The sequence below is a fragment of the Desulfobacter vibrioformis DSM 8776 genome, from assembly GCF_000745975.1.
In the GTDB taxonomy this organism is placed as follows: Bacteria; Desulfobacterota; Desulfobacteria; order Desulfobacterales; family Desulfobacteraceae; genus Desulfobacter; species Desulfobacter vibrioformis.
In genome coordinates this window covers 46,695-65,217 of record NZ_JQKJ01000001.1, presented here as the reverse complement: position 1 = coordinate 65,217, position 18,523 = coordinate 46,695, and the positions used below count along the sequence as shown (strand labels likewise).

Below are 18,523 nucleotides of genomic sequence, written 5' to 3'. Positions count from 1 at the left end.
ACAATGAAACGATTTACAGTGATAGGGTTAGGGAATTTTGGATTTTATGCGGCCAAAGCCTTATACGAGGACGGTAATGAAGTCATTGCCGTGGATATGGATAAAAACCGGGTGCAGGCAGTGGATGCGCATTGCACCGAAGCGATCCTCCTGGAGGCCACGGACAAGGAAAAATTAAAAGCCCTTGGCCTGGAAACCATGGACGGCGTGATTCTATCCACCGGCACCAAGATCAGCGTCAGTATCCTGATATGCCTCCATCTGCACGAGATGGGGGTCAGGCAGATCCTGGCAAAAGCCTTGGATGATGATCACGCCAAAATACTTAAAAAAGTGGGTGCCACTAAAATCATTCATCCGGAAAGGGATGTGGCGTTGCGGATTTCCCAGAGTTTATCCCGACCGAATATTATGGATTTTATTCCTCTTTCTGAAGGGTTTGATCTTGTACACATAGAGTCGCCGGCAGAATTTATCGGAAAAACTTTAAAAGAGATCAACCTTCGGGCAAAATTTAATGTTCATATTATCGCCATTAAAGAATTGGTGCCTGAAAATTTTATTTTAGTGCCCCCCCCTGAATTTGTGATCAAAGGCAGCGATATGCTCATGATGCTGGGGAAATCCGAGGATATCAAACGTATTAAAGCACTAAAAGGATGACATTCTCATAAAGTCATTGTTTATTTATCAGGGATTGATGCGTCTTGTTCCCTCAGATATGAATATAATGTTGTCTTTGATATTTTCATGAGATCACAGATTTCTTGAATAGATAAATCTCTTTCATCGTAAAGCCTTTTGAGCATTACTCTTTTTTTTGAATCGAGTGCCTTTGGTCTCCCTCCTTTTTTACCTCTCGCCCTGGCTGCGGCCAAGCCTGCCTGGGTTCTTTCCTGAATCAAGTTCCTCTCAAATTCAGCCAGAGCACCAAAAATATGAAAAATTGGGGTTGATCATAAAATGGGCCACTATATGGGAGATAGAATCCTGTTCATCGCAACTATCTGTAATGACAACATTTATTTTCAATTGCTAAAATTACATCACAAGGTGGCCGACGTTATGATCAAGCCCCAATTTTTTTTAGCACCTTGCATCTGGGCAACTTTTCGTCCAAACACAGGGTTTTCGTTCAGGCATTAAATAACTACGGATTTATATACAGGGGATGCCGTTAAAAATTTTGGCCAGTGCAGCCAGAGACCCTTGCAGATCCGCAAGTTTAAATACTTCCAGACAGACGGTTCCCGTGTAGTGTTTCAACGGGTCCATGATTTTTTTAAAATCGTCTGGTGCTGTTTTGTCAAGGTCGATGTGGTCTTCTGGGTATTTACCGGGCAGTTCAAGGCGGGTGTTTACGCCGTGGAGGTGAATCAGGCGGATTTTTGGGCCGAACAGTTCAAAGGTGCGGGGTATGTCATGCCCGTATTTGATATGGTGACCAAGGTCGGCGCAAACGGACAGACCCAAGTCAGTGACGATATTTTTTAAAAGATCCGGGGGGTACCACAGGGTTTCCACGCCAATCTTTGCCGGGTCTTCCAGGGCCGGAACCAGCAATTCAAGCCCCTGTCGTGCATTTTTTTGCCAGGCCCTAGTGTCGTCTTTTGACGGCATGGGCTTATCCATCTCCAGATGAAGCGTGAAACTTGTGACAGGCCCAGGGGAAAAGCGCTCAATTACACGTTTCAAGATATCAGCGGCATCCTGGCGCACCTGACAATCCGGTGCACATAAGCGGATATCCGTGGGAAGGTGGACATTATAGGTCAGATCCAGGTCCCGGGCCAGGTGGGTCAGTTCCGTTACATCTGCTTTGGACGGGAGCACCTCTTCGGGTTTACTTTCAAACACCAGAAGTTCAATTTCGTCAAAAAAGGCGCCGATTTTTTTGACATTGGGGATGATATGATCCGGATAGATAAAGGATGTCGTGCCCAGTCTGAAAGGTCTTTTGATCATACTCAAACAAAACCCCAGGCCAACACACAGCCCAATACCACGGAAACAAACGCCGACAGCATCATTAATTCACAGGCCTTCCCAATGTGGGCAGGTATGGGATCATTGAACGTATCGCCGATATAGGGTTTGTCCACAAGCTTGCCATGGTAGATGTTGGGGCCGCCGAATCGCACACCAAGAGCGCCTGCAAAGGCTGCCTCGGGAAACCCTGCATTAGGGCTTTTGTGATTGCGGCCCTGGGTCAGTGCTGTGAAAAACGCCCGCCTGCCCCGGGAAAGGGAAAACGCTGCTGCTGCCGGTGTAATCATTAGGATGGAGAGCCGGGCCGGAATATAGTTGGCCACATCGTCAATGCGGGCCGCAGCCCTGCCGAACAGAATATAGGTGTCGCTTTTATACCCCACCATGGAATCCAGGGTATTGATCATCTTGTACATCATGGCACCGGGTGCCCCGAGTACCAGGGCAAAACACAAGGGGGATAAAAATCCGTCCACGAAATTTTCCGCCACGGTTTCACAGGCGGCCCGGGTGACGCCTGCCTTATCCAGATCTTTGGTCCGGCGACCCACAATATATCCCACCTTGATTCTGGCCTGGGCCAGATCGCCCAGGGCCAGGGGCTCAAATACATCCATGGCGGCCCTGTACAGGCTTTTGGTGGAAAAACTGTAAAAAATCAGTACAACCTGAACAATGGCAGCCCCAACCGGATGAATCAGGGCGGCTGTGAAAACAACGGCCCAGGTCAGGCCAAAGGCTGTGGCAATCAGGCAAAGGGCAAAGAAAAGACCTGCCCGTAATTGATTTTCAATCCGTTTTCTGAATACAGGCTCAAAAAACGAAATGGCCCGGCCCATCCAGATAATGGGATGGGGCAGCCATCCCGGATCTCCGGCCAGGAGATCCAGGATAAAGGCGGCAGCTAAAATTTGCCAGGTCACATCAAAAAGCATGGTTAACCCTGTTCCCGGGCCAGGGCCAGGGCTGTTTTGATGCTTTGGGCCAGGGCCAGGTTGATTTCATTTGTTTTCAGGGAAAACCGGACAAACCGGCGGGACAGCCCTTTAAAATTGGAACAGTCCCGGATCAGGAATCTGTCATCTCCCACCCGGCGGCACAGCTGGGGCGCCGGGATCCAGTCCAGCCGGGCCAGCACAAAACAGACCGGTGTATCAAAAAGCAGTATTCCGTCTGTTTCAGCCAGGGCATGGACAAAAGTCCGGCGGGCTTTAACAATAAATTCCCGGGTCTGCCGGTAAAAAGGCAAAATGTCTTCAGGATGGTTGTAAATGTCCTTGATCACTGCCTGGGCCAGGGCGTTGACGCTCCAGGGCTGGTAATGGGCCATGACTTTTTGGATCAAGGCTTTGGCCCCGCTTAAAAAACCTGTGCGAAGCCCCGGAATCCTGAAAATTTTGGACATGGAGGAGAGCACCACAAGGTTGGGCAGGTGCGTTTGCGTTACAAGGGAAAATCCTTCTGCATCCGGCACAAAGGGCAGATAAGATTCATCTACCACAAAACAGGTGTCTGTGTGGCGCCGGATCAAGGTCTCCAGATCCTGTTTGGCAATCAGGGCGCCTGTGGGATTGTTGGGGTTGCAGATAAACACCAGGTCTGCCTGCCCGGCACCGGCGGATAACTGATCCAGATCCGGAACAAAATTGTTTTCGGCAAGGGTCAGACAGTGACAGGTCTTGACATGATGGGTTGCACAGGCATCTTCATAGTCGGCGTAGGCAGGTCCCAGGATCAGTGCCTTTTTTGCCCCCAGGGCCAGGGGCAGGCTATAAATGAAAAAGGTGGTGCCATTGCCGGCAATCACACAGCCGGAATCAATGCCGTGATAGGCTGCAAATCCCCTTGACATGCCGGCGGCATCAGGTTCGGGAAGGGCATGGATCAAATGGATATTTTCCCGGATAAATGTGTGGATACGTTCAGGCGGCCCCAGGGGATTGAGGTTGGAACTCATATCAATGATATCTTCAAGCCTGCATCCCATACGGTCTGCAAGATGCTGCTTATTTCCGCCATGTCCTTGAATCATTTATTCTCCTTTTTCTATGATAATTTCCCAGTGTCCGCGGGTTCCTCCGATGCGTTTTAGAACTCCCTTCTTTTTCAGAGCATTCATGTGTTTTTCCAGCGCAGATTGATTGATGGAGAGCATTTTGCCAATTGCCCGGTAGCTCACAGTTGGATTATCCTTTATGGCGGCAGAGGTGATCTCCAACCGATCCGTGAAAATTTCAAATTTAGGAACAAGCTCAGTGGCATAGTCGTTGTGAATAATCGCATTGATTACCGCCTCACGGAGTGCAACGGTATCCCAGTATGGACGGTCGATCCGCTCTTTGGGTGTAATCTGGTTGATCACTCGATTCTCAACCGCTTCCAGCCGATCCAAAATCATCTTGCACGTTTTCACCAGACAACAAAATCCGTAATCTTTGCTCTCCAGAAGATCCACCCGATCGGTTCCGGCATACTTTGCCACCTGCACGGAATTTCCGTTCTGATCAGCCAGCAAATAAGCAGTATAATTGTAGACACTATCTTCAGTCAGCAGCTCCAAATTGGCGGCAAATTTATCGTTGAGGGTCAGCCCCGCTTCCTGATAATAAATTTTAAGCTGTTCAAAGCTCAAATCCTGCCGAATTGACCGAATGCGCGAAATGGAGTTTCGTGTGCGTTGGGAAAACAGATCCTCAATCATGCGGGTCGGCATGGGTTCACTGGCACTGCCAATGCGAATAAAACACCCCTTTTCCGACATGCCGTATTTACGCAAGTGATAGGGCTTTTCCGAGCCGCTGGCCACAATTAAAGAATTTCGGCCGTTTTGGGCGTAGCCCCCTGACCGTCGCCGATTATTAGACAATATTCATACCGGCAACCATGAACAGCCAGGCTTCCATCACTTCAGCCATGGCACCAAGCATGTCCCCTGTGATGCAGTTCATTTTCTGTTTGTAAAATTTTAAAATGGCAACACACCCAAAAGCAAATCCTGAAATTAATATCAGGCCTTTATAGCCCAGAAACAGCGAAAACCCCAGGGGGATCAGGCACAGGTAAAAATCGTTTAAATTAAGGGGCCGGTCGAACAAATCCTTGCCCGTGCCTTTGCCTTTTCTGCCGTAATTGAGGTATTTTATGCCAAAGATCATGGCGGACCTGGAAAAAGCGGGCACCAGGAAAAATATGACCATGGCCTGAACCGGAGAACACTGGGTTTTCACCGACCAGATCCCGGCAAGTTTTGCAGCCAGTCCCAGTACAACGGCAACCAGGCCCATCATGCCGGTTCTGGAGTCTTTCATGATTTCCAGGGCCCGCTCCCGGCCCCGGTGGCTGAAGATCCCGTCTGCGGTATCGCCAAGGCCGTCCAGGTGGAAAGCACCGGTCACGGCCACCAGAAAAATGAGATCAACAAGGGCTGCGGCAGGGGCTGCCCAGACCATGGATGCAAAAAAATCGGTGATGACCAGAAGGGCACCGATGATCAGCCCCACCACAGGAAAAAAGCGGATCATGCCCAAGGGAGAATATACCGGGTTCTTTCCCGTGGGCAGAATGGTAATAAAGGCCATACAGGCCCGTAAGTCTGCAAAAAATCCAGGATTCTCCGACCGGGTCATTTAAATTCTCCGTTTCCAAAATCCTGGCCAATGCCGGACCCGGAAACGATCCGGTCGGATTTTATTTGGCCAGGTTTTATTTGGATTGGGATACCGGCCATGCTCACAACAACCTTGTCAACGGACCGGGCCACCCGCTGGTTAACAAGCCCTGCCATGTCCCTGAACCGCCGCGCAAGGCTGTTTTCAGGAACAATCCCATACCCCACTTCATTGGAAACCAGGATAACAGGGCAGGCAGACCGGTCTAAAGCGCCCGCAAGCAGGTCCACCGCCGCCATGATACCGGCCTCATCCTTTCCCTGGAACAAAAGGTTGGAAGTCCAGAGGGTCAGGCAGTCCACCAGAATCACCGTTGCCTGGGTACAGGTCCGGTCAATGATTTCATGGATGAGTACCGGTTCTTCAATTGTTTCCCAGTCCGGTCCGCGGTCATCCTGGTGGCGTTTAACCCGCTCTTTCATTTCCCTGTCCAAGGGCACAGAGGTGGCCAGATAGATTTTATTGTCCATGGCCAGATTATCTGCGGCCTGCTTGGCAAAACGGCTTTTACCGCTCCTGCAGCCGCCAAGCACAAGCATATTCTTTATGTCGGTCATAAGTATTTAGTTGAAAAAATTAATATTTTTGCTTAACCTTAATTATCTTCTTTAATCCTTCAGGATGGCTTTGCGTTTTTATTCTCTTAACACAAAAAGGAATATCATGATTACGATCTTAAGTATAGTCGGTGCCCTGTTCCTGCTTATAATCGCTTTTATTATTAATAGAAAAAGCGGCTCCCAGGGGGAAGATGAAATTGATCCCTTCCCCGGGACAGCCTCGTCCACTGATTCAAAACCCGGGACTCGACCTTCGGACGATTATGAAGGTCCTGAATTTGAATACACCTGTTTGGATAACAGCATCTCTCTTATAGATGGGAAAAATCTGGCACCCGGACTGTCGCACACACTTCGCCAAAAGGTCAAAACAATGACGCCGGTAACATCTGCAGCCTTTAAGCCCCTGAAACTTCTTGAGACCCCTGGTACCAAAGCCGAGCAGATAGCTGCGGTGGTGGCCACAGCCCCGGTTTTTTCTTCACATGTTTTAAAAACCGTCAACTCGGCGCGTTTCAATCTGCCGTCAAAGGTGAATTGCGTGGGCACAGCCATTCTGGTGATGGGCTATCATGAGTTTAAGAAAATGGTCATGGCCTATGATTTAAAAAAATTTTTGCCCAACGCCCAGGATGAAGCCCAATTAAAAAAGTACAATGATCTGTGGCTGCACTCAGCCTTGGTTTCAACCTGCGCTGCCTATCTTGGGCAAAACGTTTTTCATCGCTATGAACAGGAACTGGGCACAATCGGACTTTTGCATGATGTCGGCAAGAATTATCTGCCGTTGCTTAAAAAAAAAAGACCGACAGCAGGTCAGATATCTTCCTGTATTGAAGAGGATGAGGCATATGGGTTCAACCATGCGATTTTAAGCAGTTATGTCGCACAAGAGTGCAACCTGTCGGATACCATTGTTAATGCAGTCTATTACCATCATCATCCCCAGTTCTTTCTCCCCGATAAAATTCCCATGGATTATCGTCTGCCCAGTTTTATCCTCTGTCTGGCAGACCTTATCTGCAAGGCCTACGGTTATCACGGCAAGGGAAAACAGATATACCCCATCCGCGAAGAATATTTCGAGATGTATGATATTGACCTTAAATCAATTTTTTCTAAAAAGCTGGAAATGGACCTTAACAGGTGCCGTTTCACTGTGGAATCGTTTATGAAAAGCTGAAAACGATCAGGATTCAAAGCCGCATTAAAAAATTCAAAATTGTATTTTTTAATTTGATTTTTATGCTATAAAACTGTATTTCCATTAAGCAATTTTAATTACGGCAGGGACAGCAGCTTTCTGCAAATAATAATTACGACGGAAATAAATGCAAAACTACTGATGTGGAAACTCCCTTTATGAAGTCCATTGAAGAAACTTCTCTATTATACGAGATCAGCCAAGCATTAAACCAGCACATGGACATGAAAAAATCCCTGTTTAAGGTTTTAAGTGTCTTATCTGAATCACTGAATCTTGTAAGGGGAATCATATTTCTAACAAATACCGAAACCGGAGAAATCCGCATTGAAATAGCCCACGGCATTTCCGAAGACACAACCCGGCAGATCAAATACCTGCCCGGGGAAGGCATCATCGGTAAAGTGATCCAGAACGGTAAACCTGCCGTGGTGCCAAGAATCAGTGAAGAGCCTTTGTTTCTTGATAAAACCCATTCCAGGAATCTTGCCCAGGGCCAGGACTACTCCTTTATCTGCGTGCCCATAAAAAAAGAGAACCGGGTGGTGGGTGCCATCAGTGCAGACCGTCCCTATGAAGGCAAACGCTCCCTTGAAAATGGTGAAAAGCTGCTCACCGTGGTGGCAACCATGGTTGCCCATCACGTCATCAACATTGAAACCGTCCGAGTGGAAAAAGAGCAGCTGAAAACCGAGAACCTGCGGCTGAAATCAGAGCTGGAAAATAAATACAGTTTTTCCAATATCATTGGTAATTCCAACAAAATGCGTGAAGTGCTCCAGATGATCTCCCAGGTATCCTCCTCTTCGGCAACGGTATTGATCCGCGGAGAAAGCGGCACGGGCAAGGAGCTGGTGGCCAATTCCATTCATTACAACTCAGAACGCAACCAGAATCCCTTTATCAAGATCAACTGCGCGGCCATTCCCGAGAATCTTATTGAAAGCGAGCTGTTCGGCCACGAGAAAGGCGCCTTTACCGGGGCCTCCTTTACCAAAAAAGGTAAATTTGAAATAGCCAATACAGGCACCATTTTTCTGGACGAAATCGGCAACATGGACTTAAGTGCCCAGGTAAAGCTTTTACGGGTGCTCCAGGAAAAGGAATTTGAACGGGTGGGCGGATACAAGCCCATTAAAGTAGATGTCAGGATCGTGGCCGCGACCAACTCCAACCTGGAAGAGATGGTCCAGCAGGGCAAATTCAGGGATGACCTCTATTTCCGGCTCAATGTATTTCCCATTTACATTCCCAGCCTCCGCATGCGCAAAACAGACATTATTCTTCTGGCTGATCATTTTCTGGAAAAATACAAAAAAGAGCATGGCAAGGAGGTTAAACGCATCACCACACCGGCCATTGACATGATGATGGAATACCATTGGCCGGGCAATGTCCGGGAGCTTGAAAACTGCCTTGAACGGGCTGTCATTCTGTGCAACGAAGGGGCCATTCACTCCTACCATCTGCCGGCAACCCTTCAGACCGGTACCAAGTCCAAGACCCTTCCCTTGTCCCTTGAAGATGCCGTGGCAAGCCTTGAAAAGGAAATTCTAATGGATGCCCTGAAAAATTCCCGGGGAAATATCAACAAGGCTGCCAAACTGATCAACATCACAGTAAGAAAATTTTCCTATAAAGCTGGTCGGTACAATATCAATTATAAAGATTATCGGTAAAGGAGAAATTATCATGAAAATGGAACATTATATCCGCGCCATTGCCGGCAGTGTTATTCTGATCACCCTGATTCTGGCCTGGCTGATTTCGCCCTATTGGCTTCTGTTTACAGCCTTTGTGGGGATAAATCTTGTCCAGTCCGCATTTACCGGAGTTTGCCCCATGGAAAATATTCTGGAAAAGGTTTTCAAGGTGCCCCGCTGAAACGTCACAGATTAAAACCACGAAGAACACGAAGTTTAGCTCTCTAATATCTTCGTGAACTTCGTGTTCTTCGTGGTAAAATAAAATCTCAATGCTTAAGGGCCGCGGAAAAAAATAAAGCTAAGCCAATCCAAATCCCTTTATTGCCAAGCCCCTTTATTCCATGGACTCGGCAATGGTTACGGTTCTGTCCCCCAGCATGTTCACATAAGACGCCATTTCATTGTCGTACCATCCGTAAATGACCGCCTGGGTGACCTGGATGGAACCGACACGGTCCTTGATATTTTCCAGTATATCCTTGTCAATGCCCTGCATATGTCCCAGGTTGATGGAGATTGAAGCCGTGCGGGTATGGGTTTCATGACCCTCGATGACCGCTGCGGCCCTGGGGGTACCAATGATATCCGAGGAGACATTCTGTTTGTCCGTGAAGATCAGATACCCGTCGTCCGACTGTTTTTGGGCCCTGTCCTTATAGATCTGGTTGATCAGGTCCCTTCTGACCGGCGGCTTGCCCAGTTCTTCCTGCAGGTTGATGACCAGAATAATCAAAGATCCGCTGGCGGTGGGGATACGCACGGACTCGGCAATGAAACCGATACTGGCCATTTCCGGGATAACCTGTTGCAACGCCTTGGCCGCACCCGTGGTGGTCAGAATAATGTTATTCATAATGGACCGGTTTTTTCTCAGATCTGTTTTCCCGGTTTTGGGCAGCCGGTCCAGCACCTCCTGTGAGCCCGTGGCCGCATGAACCGTGGCCATGGATGCGGACAGCACACGATCCAGGCCAAAGGCATCCAGCAACGGCTTAACCATATGGGAAAGACAGGTCGTGGTACAGGAGGCATTGGAAATCAGACAGTGGCGGACAGGATCATAGTCTTTATCGTTTATGCCCATGACCGTGGTCACGGCATCATCGGGCATCATGGCCCCTTGTTTCAGTTTAAAAGGTGCCGAGGCAATCACTTTCCTGGCACCGGCCTCCAGGTGTCCCCGGATGGAGCCCTTTGGCGCGTCTGATTCGAGATTGGGGTCAAGAAACTGGCCCGTGGTATCCACCACCAGTTCCACATGATTATCCGCCCATGCGATATCTTTGGGGTTGCGGTCTGTGAAAAGTATTTTTATTTTCACCCCATTCACCATCAGGGTGCCGGAACCGGGATCAACATCCGTAATCACAGATTCTCCCCTGAAACCGTGTAAAAACGCCTCCAGGCGGCCGTAGGTGGAATCGCGTTCAATATAATGGATAAGATCATCCATGCAGGTACCGACTTCTCTGCCCACATTGATGACGATTTCATCAAAAAATTTTCTGCCGGCATGGTGCCATAACGTCAGCTTTCCAATTCTTCCAAGTCCGTTAATGCCCAGGATCTTTGATGCGTCTGTGCTCATATTTCCTTTGCCTTTTATTCGATTTATTAGATTAAGGTTAACTGGTTGCTGATTTTCATCTGTCCCTGGTAGACAATGCCTTTATGGCCGTCCAGACTGATGAAATCCCCTGTATTCATTTTCACACCATTAAGTTCACAAAAGCCTGCCTCTTCGTTGCAGACCAGATTTTTACACCCCACCACACAGGTTTTCTCAAGATTGTATGCCACCACGGCGGCATGGGACGTCAGTCCTCCCCTGGCTGTTAAAATGCCGTCTGCCGCATCAATTTCCAGGATATCATCGGGCACGGTGTCATTGCGAAGCAAAATCAGGCTGGTGTCCGGATCCTGCCGCCTGAAGCCGTCAATCTCTTCCAGGGAGAATACGATTCTGCCGCTCATGGCACCGCCGGACACGCCGATGCCCTGGCCTAACCGGATTTTTTCAAGCCTGTCCGGTGCAGCCTCAAACCGCTTGACTTTTTTTCTGTCCCGTAAAGACAGGTCCCTGGCCTGGAGAATAAACACATCTTCAACCTGTTGTCCCTGAAAGGTAAATTCCATTTCCTGGGGATTCCACCCTTCCTCGTAAATCAATTTCTGAACAATGGTTTTCAATTTTTCATAAACACTGGGAAACTGCCCCTCCAGGCTGATCTTGACGCCCCGGCCTTCCATCTCCCGTTGTAATTCGGATATGGGCAAGGTTTTCACCAGACCGGATACCACATCTTCCCCCTGGTTGCCAATGGTAAAATCCCCCCAGAGCCGGATGGCGTCTCCGGGCAGTTTGGGGCTGTGGGTGAACACCACCCCGGACCCGGATTCCCTGGACCGGTTGCCGAATACCATGGACTGAACCGTCGCAGCCGTGCCCCAGTCATCGGAAATCCCCATGATTTTCCGGTAATTTTTGGCCCGTTTGGAGTTCCAGGATGAAAACACCTTTTTAATGGACAAAAATAACTGGTCCATGGGGGCTTCCACTATTTCTATGCCCTGGTCCAGCAAAAGCTGCTTATACGCCAGGGCCACCTCGTGCATCTGGTCTCCTGTAAAATACCGTTTGAAGCGGATACCGGCCTTTTCCTTGTGGCTTCGGATGATGGCATCAAACCGGTCTCTCTGGATGCCGTACACCATGCCATAGGCCTGGATAAATCTGCGGTATGAATCCCATGCAAACCAGGGGTTTCCCGATTTTTCCGCAAGATTTTCGGCGATTTGTTCATTAATGCCTACGTTTAAAAATGAATCCAGCATTCCGGGCTGGGAAATGGACGAGCCCGAGCGAACGGACAGCAGCAACGGGTTTTCCGGATCCCCGAATTTTTTACCCTCAGCCTTTTCAAGCTGGGCAAGCATATGGGCCACCAACTGCTGGAAATTCACCGATGCCGGAATGTAGTTGTCAATGAGGTCCAGACATTTGAACACCTCGGTGGTGATGATGAACCCGTCCGGCACCTTAATCCCCAGGCGCTTAAGTTCGATCAGGTTCAGCCCCTTGTTGCCCAGGTAAATGATATTTTTGCTGAACAGCTCCCCGGCATCAATGGGGCAGACCGCTGCCTTCGGGTCGTAGTTGAGAAGGGCTGACAGTTCATCCTGGGTCAGCCGTTCGGACTGGCGGAACAGGGTGTTTAAAATCCGGTTTAAAAATACATCCAGCTGCTGGAGCCCAAGGGATGTGGCAATCCGGTCCCGGAAAAAAATATCAGCCACCCGCTGGTCCAGTTTTTTGGCCATTTTTACGGCTGCCGGGGTGTTGGGGATATTGGCTGCCGTACCAAATCCTTCGGGCAGATATTTTTCAAGTATATTTTCCCGGCCGATGCGGTTGTCCAGGTTGATCAGGTTCCGGGAGTGCAGGTTGTTGAAATGGTCGTTTACCGCATCGGCAACGGCCCGGGTAAACCCCTTGAAAATATCCAGGTACTGGGTAAAGGAGCAGGTGGTGATGTTGATGGCGTATTTTAAGAAGACCAGCTGGGTATCCAGCTTGTTAGATACAATGCCGTCCAGGGCCAGGGCCTGGCGGAAAAGATTAAGAACGGAAAAGATCTTCACAAAGGTGGGTTTGGTGATCAATCGCAAATCAATGCTGTTGATCAGATCCTCAAACAAGACATTGATAATGCTTTCAAGTCTTAACGTCATGCCCAGGGCATCAAATTTGGCCTCGCTGTATGACCCGTACATGGACGGGATGTCAACGGCAATGTGACGCTTGTGGTAAATGGATTCGTTTACAACAAATTTTTCCTTGGACAGGATAATGTTTTTCAGCTCCGCCATATAGGCCAGAAGTCCGCCGATCCGGCTTTCCAGATCCGTTTCACCCAGGGCATGGAGGATATTCCTGGGATCAGGCAGGCCCTGGGAAATATGGGTGTTGACATAGCTTGCAAGGTCCAGGTTTTCAATGCCGTATTTTTCATTGAGCAGAGCGTGGAACCGGATCATCAGTTTTACCCGTTCCCTGTCCAGGTCTGTTACGTCTTCTGTCTTGTCAATGATGGCCTCAATGTCGGCTTTTGGGACGGCAAAAAAATCAGCCGGGGTTTCCAGCTTGTTCCGGGCCAGGGTGCGGAAAACGGCATGGGGACCGTCAATGTATTTCCCGCAGGTTGGGATATCATTATAAATGGACGGCGGCAGATAGGGCTTAAGCGGTGTTTTATCCAGGGTTTTCCAGAACATCATCACTTCCCGGATAAAGTCCACGATCCTCGATGAGCTTTCCACATGGCATTGTTTGCGCAGGAAATGAACCAGCCGGTCCCTGCGGAAAACCGATTCATCCAAACGGGTGGAGATATCCCGAAGCTCCCCTTCTGCGCCGATTTCATTGAAAAAAGTGGGAAGCAGCCGGGCCAGTTGTTTGACCAGATTATACACCGGTGCGATGTCGGCATTTAAGAATGTGGTAATGTCCCGGGGAAACAGGTCCGTATCCCGGATAAACACGCCGCCCACGGCCAGGGAGGTGATCAAGGCGGACAGCAGGCGTTTGGATTTTTTCGGGTGCCTGGCCACCAGGGTCAGAAATACCCGGATATTTTTCACATGGGCCACATTGCATTTGATCTGCCAGTCTTCTCCGGTTCCCGAGATATCCGGGAACTGAAACCCATGGTCCACGGCCCGGTCAATGAAATGGTTGATCAGCTCGATTTCGTCGGTATTGTATACGGCATCCCCGATTTTATGAATGCATTCCAGAACGGTTCCCGGATACCGTCCTTTGTGCTCTTTAAGCAGGGCAAAGGTCTGGTCAACAATGACCATGTCCTTTTTATAATCCTTTCGTTCTCCGATCAGGGTGATCAGGGTGCGGTGAATATCGCCCAACGCTTCCCTGTGTATGATGGAAAGCCCCGGTGCATGAATAATATAAAAGAGAAATGTCAGTTTAACATATTTTCCATAGGTCTTTTCCGGGGCCAGGGAAATGATCTGCCGGGGGATGTCCCTGAACCGTTTGACGTGGTCCCTGTGTCCAGTCAGCTCCATTAAGGCGGATAAGGCTGTCATGTCATCGGGTGCCAGGGCTTTTATCTGCGCCAGGGCCTGTTGCTGTTTTTGAATCCGCTCCCGGGACACCTGGTTTAAAAGCGTGAGGATATCCGGCCCGCCCCGCCACTCATCGATATTGTTTTTCATCCAGGCCAGGGGATCGTCCTGGCAGAGCCAGAATGCAAAAGAGACGTCAAAAAAGCGAATTAAAAATTTATTTAAGGCAATTCGTAAATTGGGGTCGTCCGGGAATGCATCTTTTTTTGTCATCAGCTTGACCATGATGTCGGGCTGGTAATAAGAGCAGACAAAAAAGAAAAAATCAGTGTCCTGAAGGGCGACAATCCGTTCAACTTCATGGATCATTGTGTGGTTGAACACATGAAGTCCTTGTGTCCCGGATTTGGCGATATAATGCAGAATCTGCATGAGATTGTCTGCGGCATTGGATTTGATTTCAGAATCAGATACAGATTCAAATGCCGAGCTGAAAATATCGCAGAGCAGATCAAGAACCTTTGGTCCATTGGGCTCGCTGGTATACAAATGAAAATAGTGAAGGGAAAAATGCCGGGACTCGCTGACAATGAAGGCCCAGTTCCGGTATGGATGGGATAATTCCTTTAAGAAAGTTTCCAGGCGGTTGACAATGCCTACATATCCTTTAAAAAAGTCAAGAAGCAGAAGATACCGTTCATCAATGGTGACGTCTGCCCGGGTATCTGAAAGATTGACTTCAAGGGCTTTTGATTTCACAGAAATGACCTCTTATTCTTTTTAAATGGTGGAAAAAGTTTTTTTAAAATTAAAACGCTTCAGTTTATCATGGCCGCACGGGTTTGTAACCTAGGTTTTAGGTTAGTTTCCATTTGTGTCTGCCGTCCAATTCATCTACTTAATCTACGGAAATAAGGAGAACCACCTGTTCATATTTTTTTAATCCCTGCCTTGACGCAGGTTCCAGCTTGCTTATCTTACCGGATTTTTATAAGATACCATCTTGATTTATCGAAACAGCATTCAATTAAAAAATAAAATCTAACCTGGGTTTTTTAATTTGGTGAACATTTAATGTGAGGAGTAACAACCATGAATAATGATCCGTCTCAATTTACACTCTACAGTGGCGGGCACAGAGGCGCTGAAGCCGAATTTGGAAAACTTGCAGAAAAATACGGCGTCAAAGAAGTTAATTTTTCCTTTGAAGGCAATATTCTTGACAGGGATTCAGGCATGCGGCTGCTGAACCAGGAGGAGCTTGAAAAGGGGAATATCTCGATGGATATTGTCTCGACCCGCCTGGGCAGATCCTTTTCAAAAGGCAATAGAATCAGAAAAGTTATCCAGTCCATTTTTCATATGGTCAATAATGGATACCAGATTTTTACCGTGGGGTGGATCCTGCCGGACAAAACCGTTAAGGGCGGCACCGGATGGGGTGTGGAGCTGGGCAAACTGTTCAACCGTCCAATATATGTTTATGAGCAGGACAGGAAAGCCTGGTTTTCCTGGGTGAATAATGACTGGCAGATGGCCACCCCCATGATTCACCATAAAACCTTTGCAGGAACAGGCACCCGGAATCTCACCAAAGATGCTGCCATTGCTATGCAGGATCTGTTTGAGCGCAGTTTCAAATAGCGGGTGTTTGAACGAATAGTCACCCACCTGCGGCGTTGCAGAAAAATTTGCAATTCTCACATACTTTAGTATGTTCCGGTTGCAGATTTTTCTGCGCCTTGCCTCTGGGCAACGATTCGTCAAAACACAGGGAGCTGTCAGATAAATGGGGTCAGCGGTAGTTATTCGAAAATTTCGAATAGCTGAATTTTCCCCTTGCTCACTGTTTGAAAACACCTATTCAGATGGTAATTGATAGCAGTTCCCTATACCTGGGCCATCACGGCGTTGAGAAGAGCAGCTTGCTTGCCGCTGGCGGCGTCAATCTGCTGTTCCAGCGCGTCGCACAGGGCCATCAACTGGTCAATGCGGGCAACGATTCGATGTTGCTCTGACAATGGGGGAAGAGGAACAAAACAAAGGGAAAGCTTTGTACCATTAAAATTCGCCTGTCCACACTGCTGTACAATTTCAGGTTCAATCTGAGTTGATCTGAAATAAGGTGCGTTCATCGCCTGGCTTATGAACACCGGGGTCAGTAGCGCATCAAACAACCTGACTCTTATCAAATAGGACGCGAATGTCGCATGCTCGACAGGGCCTGTGTAGCGTGCTGATTTTCCAACCAGTTCATAACTATTCGTACGGTTAAAAAGAATATCGTTTGGCTGAAGAAAGAGGCGGGGCAGTTCGTCGGTATCTGGCGCAATATATTTGAATCCTTCGTCGATCAACTGTCCATTGATGATGTTGCCCATTCGATAAACTGGAATAAGCGAAGAATCATCACAAGTTTTTTGTGACGTTCCGTAATCTATGGATTCCGCAAGTTCGATAATTCTCACCCACAGCCAATTATCAGGAATTGGAAATGGCTCATCGGCTTGAGAAATTGAAGGTACCGGCTTGGGCTTTTTGATTTTCTTTTCTTTGATCAATCGCTGCTTTTCGGCTTGGATCTCTTTAAGCAGTTCGCTGGCAGGCGGGTCATTGGGGTCCTGGGGAACGAGGCGGCCCATGACAGCGAGCTGGAGGATGGCCTTGCGCAGTTCAGCGACGTTTTCCTTGACGGTGTAGAGTTGTCCGAAGTGTTGACCGATAAAATGCCAGGCTGAGTCATCCGAAGCATTGAGCAGCTCTCTGATGGCGGCGGCGTGGACAGCCAACCGCTTTTCTTCCCGCTCCTTGCGCAGCTTTTCCAGCGCATCGCAACGGGCCATCAACTGGTCGATGCGGGCGACAATGCGGTGTTGTTCTGGGAGTGGAGGAAGAGGAACAAAGAAGCCTGTTATGTCGCCCATCGAGATATTATCGTTAGTGGAATTTTTGGCTTTTTGAATGACTGCCTGTATTAGATCTGTCTGGATCAACCCATTTATAAATTCAGGGACAACTCCCGTTGCCATTTTGATCGTGGCAACACGTTGATTAACAACCATCTGCTCTGGAAGTGACTTGACTAACAAACTCTTGCCAACAGTGCCGCCGGTCATAGCCATTAGAAGATTGTTTGCTTCAAGACTGAAAATACTGAGGTTGTCAGAGTATGGATATCGAACAATCTTATCGTTTTTGAAGCCGCTTTCGTCGAAGTCTGATATCCGAATAACTCTGACGCCGTCATTTGAATATTTTGAACTTTTAAATGCAAAGCCACCGTTGACTTCCGCAACTGTTCCCAACCTTACCCATTTCCACCCCTGCGGCAGTTTATAAGGCACTTCCTCCGTCTTGATGGGTGGCAGGGCTTTGGGTTTCTTGATTTTACCTGCCTTCACCAGCCGCTGCTTTGCAGTTTCGATCTCTTTCAGCAGTTCCGAAGCAGGCGAATCATTGGGATACTGTTCCACCAGCCTGCCCTGCATGGCAAGGGTCAGAATCAACTCCCGTAATTTAGCGCCGCCGTCAGGCGCGGCAAAGGCGGTATCGAAGTGCTGTTCAATCAGGTTGGCGGTTTCTTTATTCATCATCGCCCTCCGGGTTACCGAATGCCGCTTCCAGTTCCTCAATGGAGGACAGGCTCGGTTTTAAATTATCCGGCAGTGCCCGGGTGAGCTTATATTGTGAAACACCCATGGGTTTATGGATATCACTCAAGGCATATTCCACCACCACCTTGTCCCGGGATTTGCAGAGCAGAATACCGATGCTGGGCTCGTCACGTTCACCACTCAACTGTTCATCCACCGCTTTCAAATAAAAATTATAGGAATCTTTGATCAACTGCTGCGCCAGATAGGACTGGGGAGCGGGGAGCGTCTTCGCAAAATTGGTGACCGCCTTTCCTTCGCGCAGGTATAAGCCACTCTCAATTTGGTGAGTCAGGACATTGCGGCTCCACGGGATCCGAACCAATTGTCCAACAGGCTGTTGGCCAATTGTGCAACAGCCTGCTGCACAATTTTTAGCCCCTACCGAATAAAACAAATTCCATTGGCGGATGTATTTGATATTGGAAAAAGAAAACCCCTTCATATCCGGGAATTCCGCCATCAGATCCGCGCTGAATTGTTTCAAAAATCCACTGCCCCACTTGGCCGTTTTCTGACGTTTCACAATATCCGCGCCCAGTCCCCAATAGAAGGTCAACAGGGCCGTATTCACTTGCACCGCGGCTTTGACCTGGGCCTTCCGTAACCGTTGCTTGATCTCCTTCAGCCAGTCGCGGTAATCGGGATTTATCAA

At 48.5% G+C, this 18,523-nt stretch carries 16 protein-coding genes; 5 read left to right on the top strand and 11 right to left on the bottom strand.

The features are described 5' to 3' along the window. Positions 1-3: 3 nt before the first annotated feature. Positions 4-663 carry a potassium channel family protein gene (locus Q366_RS00255; protein ID WP_035235266.1) on the top strand — a complete coding sequence of 220 codons (660 nt, stop codon included), beginning with the start codon at positions 4-6 and terminating at the stop codon, positions 661-663. Between the two features lie 20 nt (positions 664-683). Here the strand turns inward: Q366_RS00255 and Q366_RS20625 are convergent, their stop codons facing one another. The 7 genes from Q366_RS20625 to cobU all read right to left on the bottom strand — a co-directional run bounded on the left by Q366_RS20625 (position 684) and on the right by cobU (position 6,214). Then, positions 684-938: a helix-turn-helix domain-containing protein gene (locus Q366_RS20625; protein WP_281175455.1), complete on the bottom strand. Its 255-nt coding sequence runs from the start codon at positions 936-938 to the stop codon at positions 684-686. 220 nt (positions 939-1,158) lie between these two features. Further along, a complete protein-coding gene (gene cbiR, locus Q366_RS00250; RefSeq protein ID WP_035235263.1) occupies positions 1,159-1,965 on the bottom strand; it encodes a cobamide remodeling phosphodiesterase CbiR in 807 nt (268 codons plus the stop codon). A gap of 2 nt (positions 1,966-1,967) precedes the next feature. Continuing rightward, positions 1,968-2,924 (bottom strand): adenosylcobinamide-phosphate synthase CbiB, encoded by a 957-nt coding sequence (cbiB, locus tag Q366_RS00245; protein WP_035235261.1) that lies wholly within the window; start codon positions 2,922-2,924, stop codon positions 1,968-1,970. A gap of 2 nt (positions 2,925-2,926) precedes the next feature. Then, positions 2,927-4,021, bottom strand: a complete 1,095-nt coding sequence (locus Q366_RS00240) for an aminotransferase class I/II-fold pyridoxal phosphate-dependent enzyme (protein WP_035235259.1) — start codon at positions 4,019-4,021, stop codon at positions 2,927-2,929. Next, entirely contained in the window at positions 4,022-4,702 is a 681-nt protein-coding gene (locus Q366_RS00235; RefSeq protein WP_211251847.1) for a winged helix-turn-helix transcriptional regulator, read from the bottom strand. Positions 4,703-4,847: 145 nt separating this feature from the next. Next, positions 4,848-5,615: an adenosylcobinamide-GDP ribazoletransferase gene (locus Q366_RS00230; RefSeq protein ID WP_035235257.1), complete on the bottom strand. Its 768-nt coding sequence runs from the start codon at positions 5,613-5,615 to the stop codon at positions 4,848-4,850. Further along, positions 5,612-6,214, bottom strand: coding sequence for a bifunctional adenosylcobinamide kinase/adenosylcobinamide-phosphate guanylyltransferase (gene cobU / locus Q366_RS00225; protein ID WP_051957722.1), 603 nt, complete (start codon positions 6,212-6,214; stop codon positions 5,612-5,614). Before cobU ends, Q366_RS00230 begins: the two co-directional genes overlap by 4 nt. 106 nt (positions 6,215-6,320) lie before the next feature. Between cobU and Q366_RS00220 the strand changes: the two genes are divergently transcribed. The 3 genes from Q366_RS00220 to Q366_RS00210 all read left to right on the top strand — a co-directional run bounded on the left by Q366_RS00220 (position 6,321) and on the right by Q366_RS00210 (position 9,305). Then, a complete protein-coding gene (locus Q366_RS00220; protein WP_035235255.1) occupies positions 6,321-7,400 on the top strand; it encodes an HDOD domain-containing protein in 1,080 nt (359 codons plus the stop codon). Positions 7,401-7,579: 179 nt separating this feature from the next. Further along, on the top strand, positions 7,580-9,100 hold the full coding sequence (locus Q366_RS00215; protein ID WP_035235253.1) for a sigma-54 interaction domain-containing protein: 1,521 nt from the start codon (positions 7,580-7,582) through the stop codon (positions 9,098-9,100). 13 nt (positions 9,101-9,113) lie between these two features. Then, the gene (locus Q366_RS00210) at positions 9,114-9,305 is read left to right on the top strand and encodes a YgaP family membrane protein (protein ID WP_035235250.1); all 192 of its coding nucleotides are present in this window, start codon (positions 9,114-9,116) and stop codon (positions 9,303-9,305) included. Positions 9,306-9,461: 156 nt separating this feature from the next. On the opposite strand, the gene Q366_RS00205 is transcribed toward Q366_RS00210, so the two are convergent. Together Q366_RS00205 and Q366_RS00200 are read right to left on the bottom strand one after the other, a co-directional pair. Then, the gene (locus Q366_RS00205; RefSeq protein ID WP_035235248.1) at positions 9,462-10,715 is read right to left on the bottom strand and encodes a type I glyceraldehyde-3-phosphate dehydrogenase; all 1,254 of its coding nucleotides are present in this window, start codon (positions 10,713-10,715) and stop codon (positions 9,462-9,464) included. Between the two features lie 26 nt (positions 10,716-10,741). Then, positions 10,742-14,974: a PEP/pyruvate-binding domain-containing protein gene (locus Q366_RS00200; protein ID WP_035235246.1), complete on the bottom strand. Its 4,233-nt coding sequence runs from the start codon at positions 14,972-14,974 to the stop codon at positions 10,742-10,744. Between the two features lie 333 nt (positions 14,975-15,307). Here Q366_RS00200 and Q366_RS00195 point away from each other — a divergent pair, with 333 nt between their 5' ends. Then, the gene (locus Q366_RS00195; protein ID WP_035235243.1) at positions 15,308-15,859 is read left to right on the top strand and encodes a hypothetical protein; all 552 of its coding nucleotides are present in this window, start codon (positions 15,308-15,310) and stop codon (positions 15,857-15,859) included. 245 nt (positions 15,860-16,104) lie between these two features. On the opposite strand, the gene Q366_RS00190 is transcribed toward Q366_RS00195, so the two are convergent. Both Q366_RS00190 and Q366_RS00185 read right to left on the bottom strand, forming a co-directional pair. After that, a complete protein-coding gene (locus Q366_RS00190; protein WP_084691636.1) occupies positions 16,105-17,808 on the bottom strand; it encodes a restriction endonuclease subunit S in 1,704 nt (567 codons plus the stop codon). Beyond that, entirely contained in the window at positions 17,798-18,523 is a 726-nt protein-coding gene (locus Q366_RS00185; protein WP_245619830.1) for a PDDEXK nuclease domain-containing protein, read from the bottom strand. The genes Q366_RS00190 and Q366_RS00185 overlap by 11 nt, the downstream gene beginning before the upstream one ends.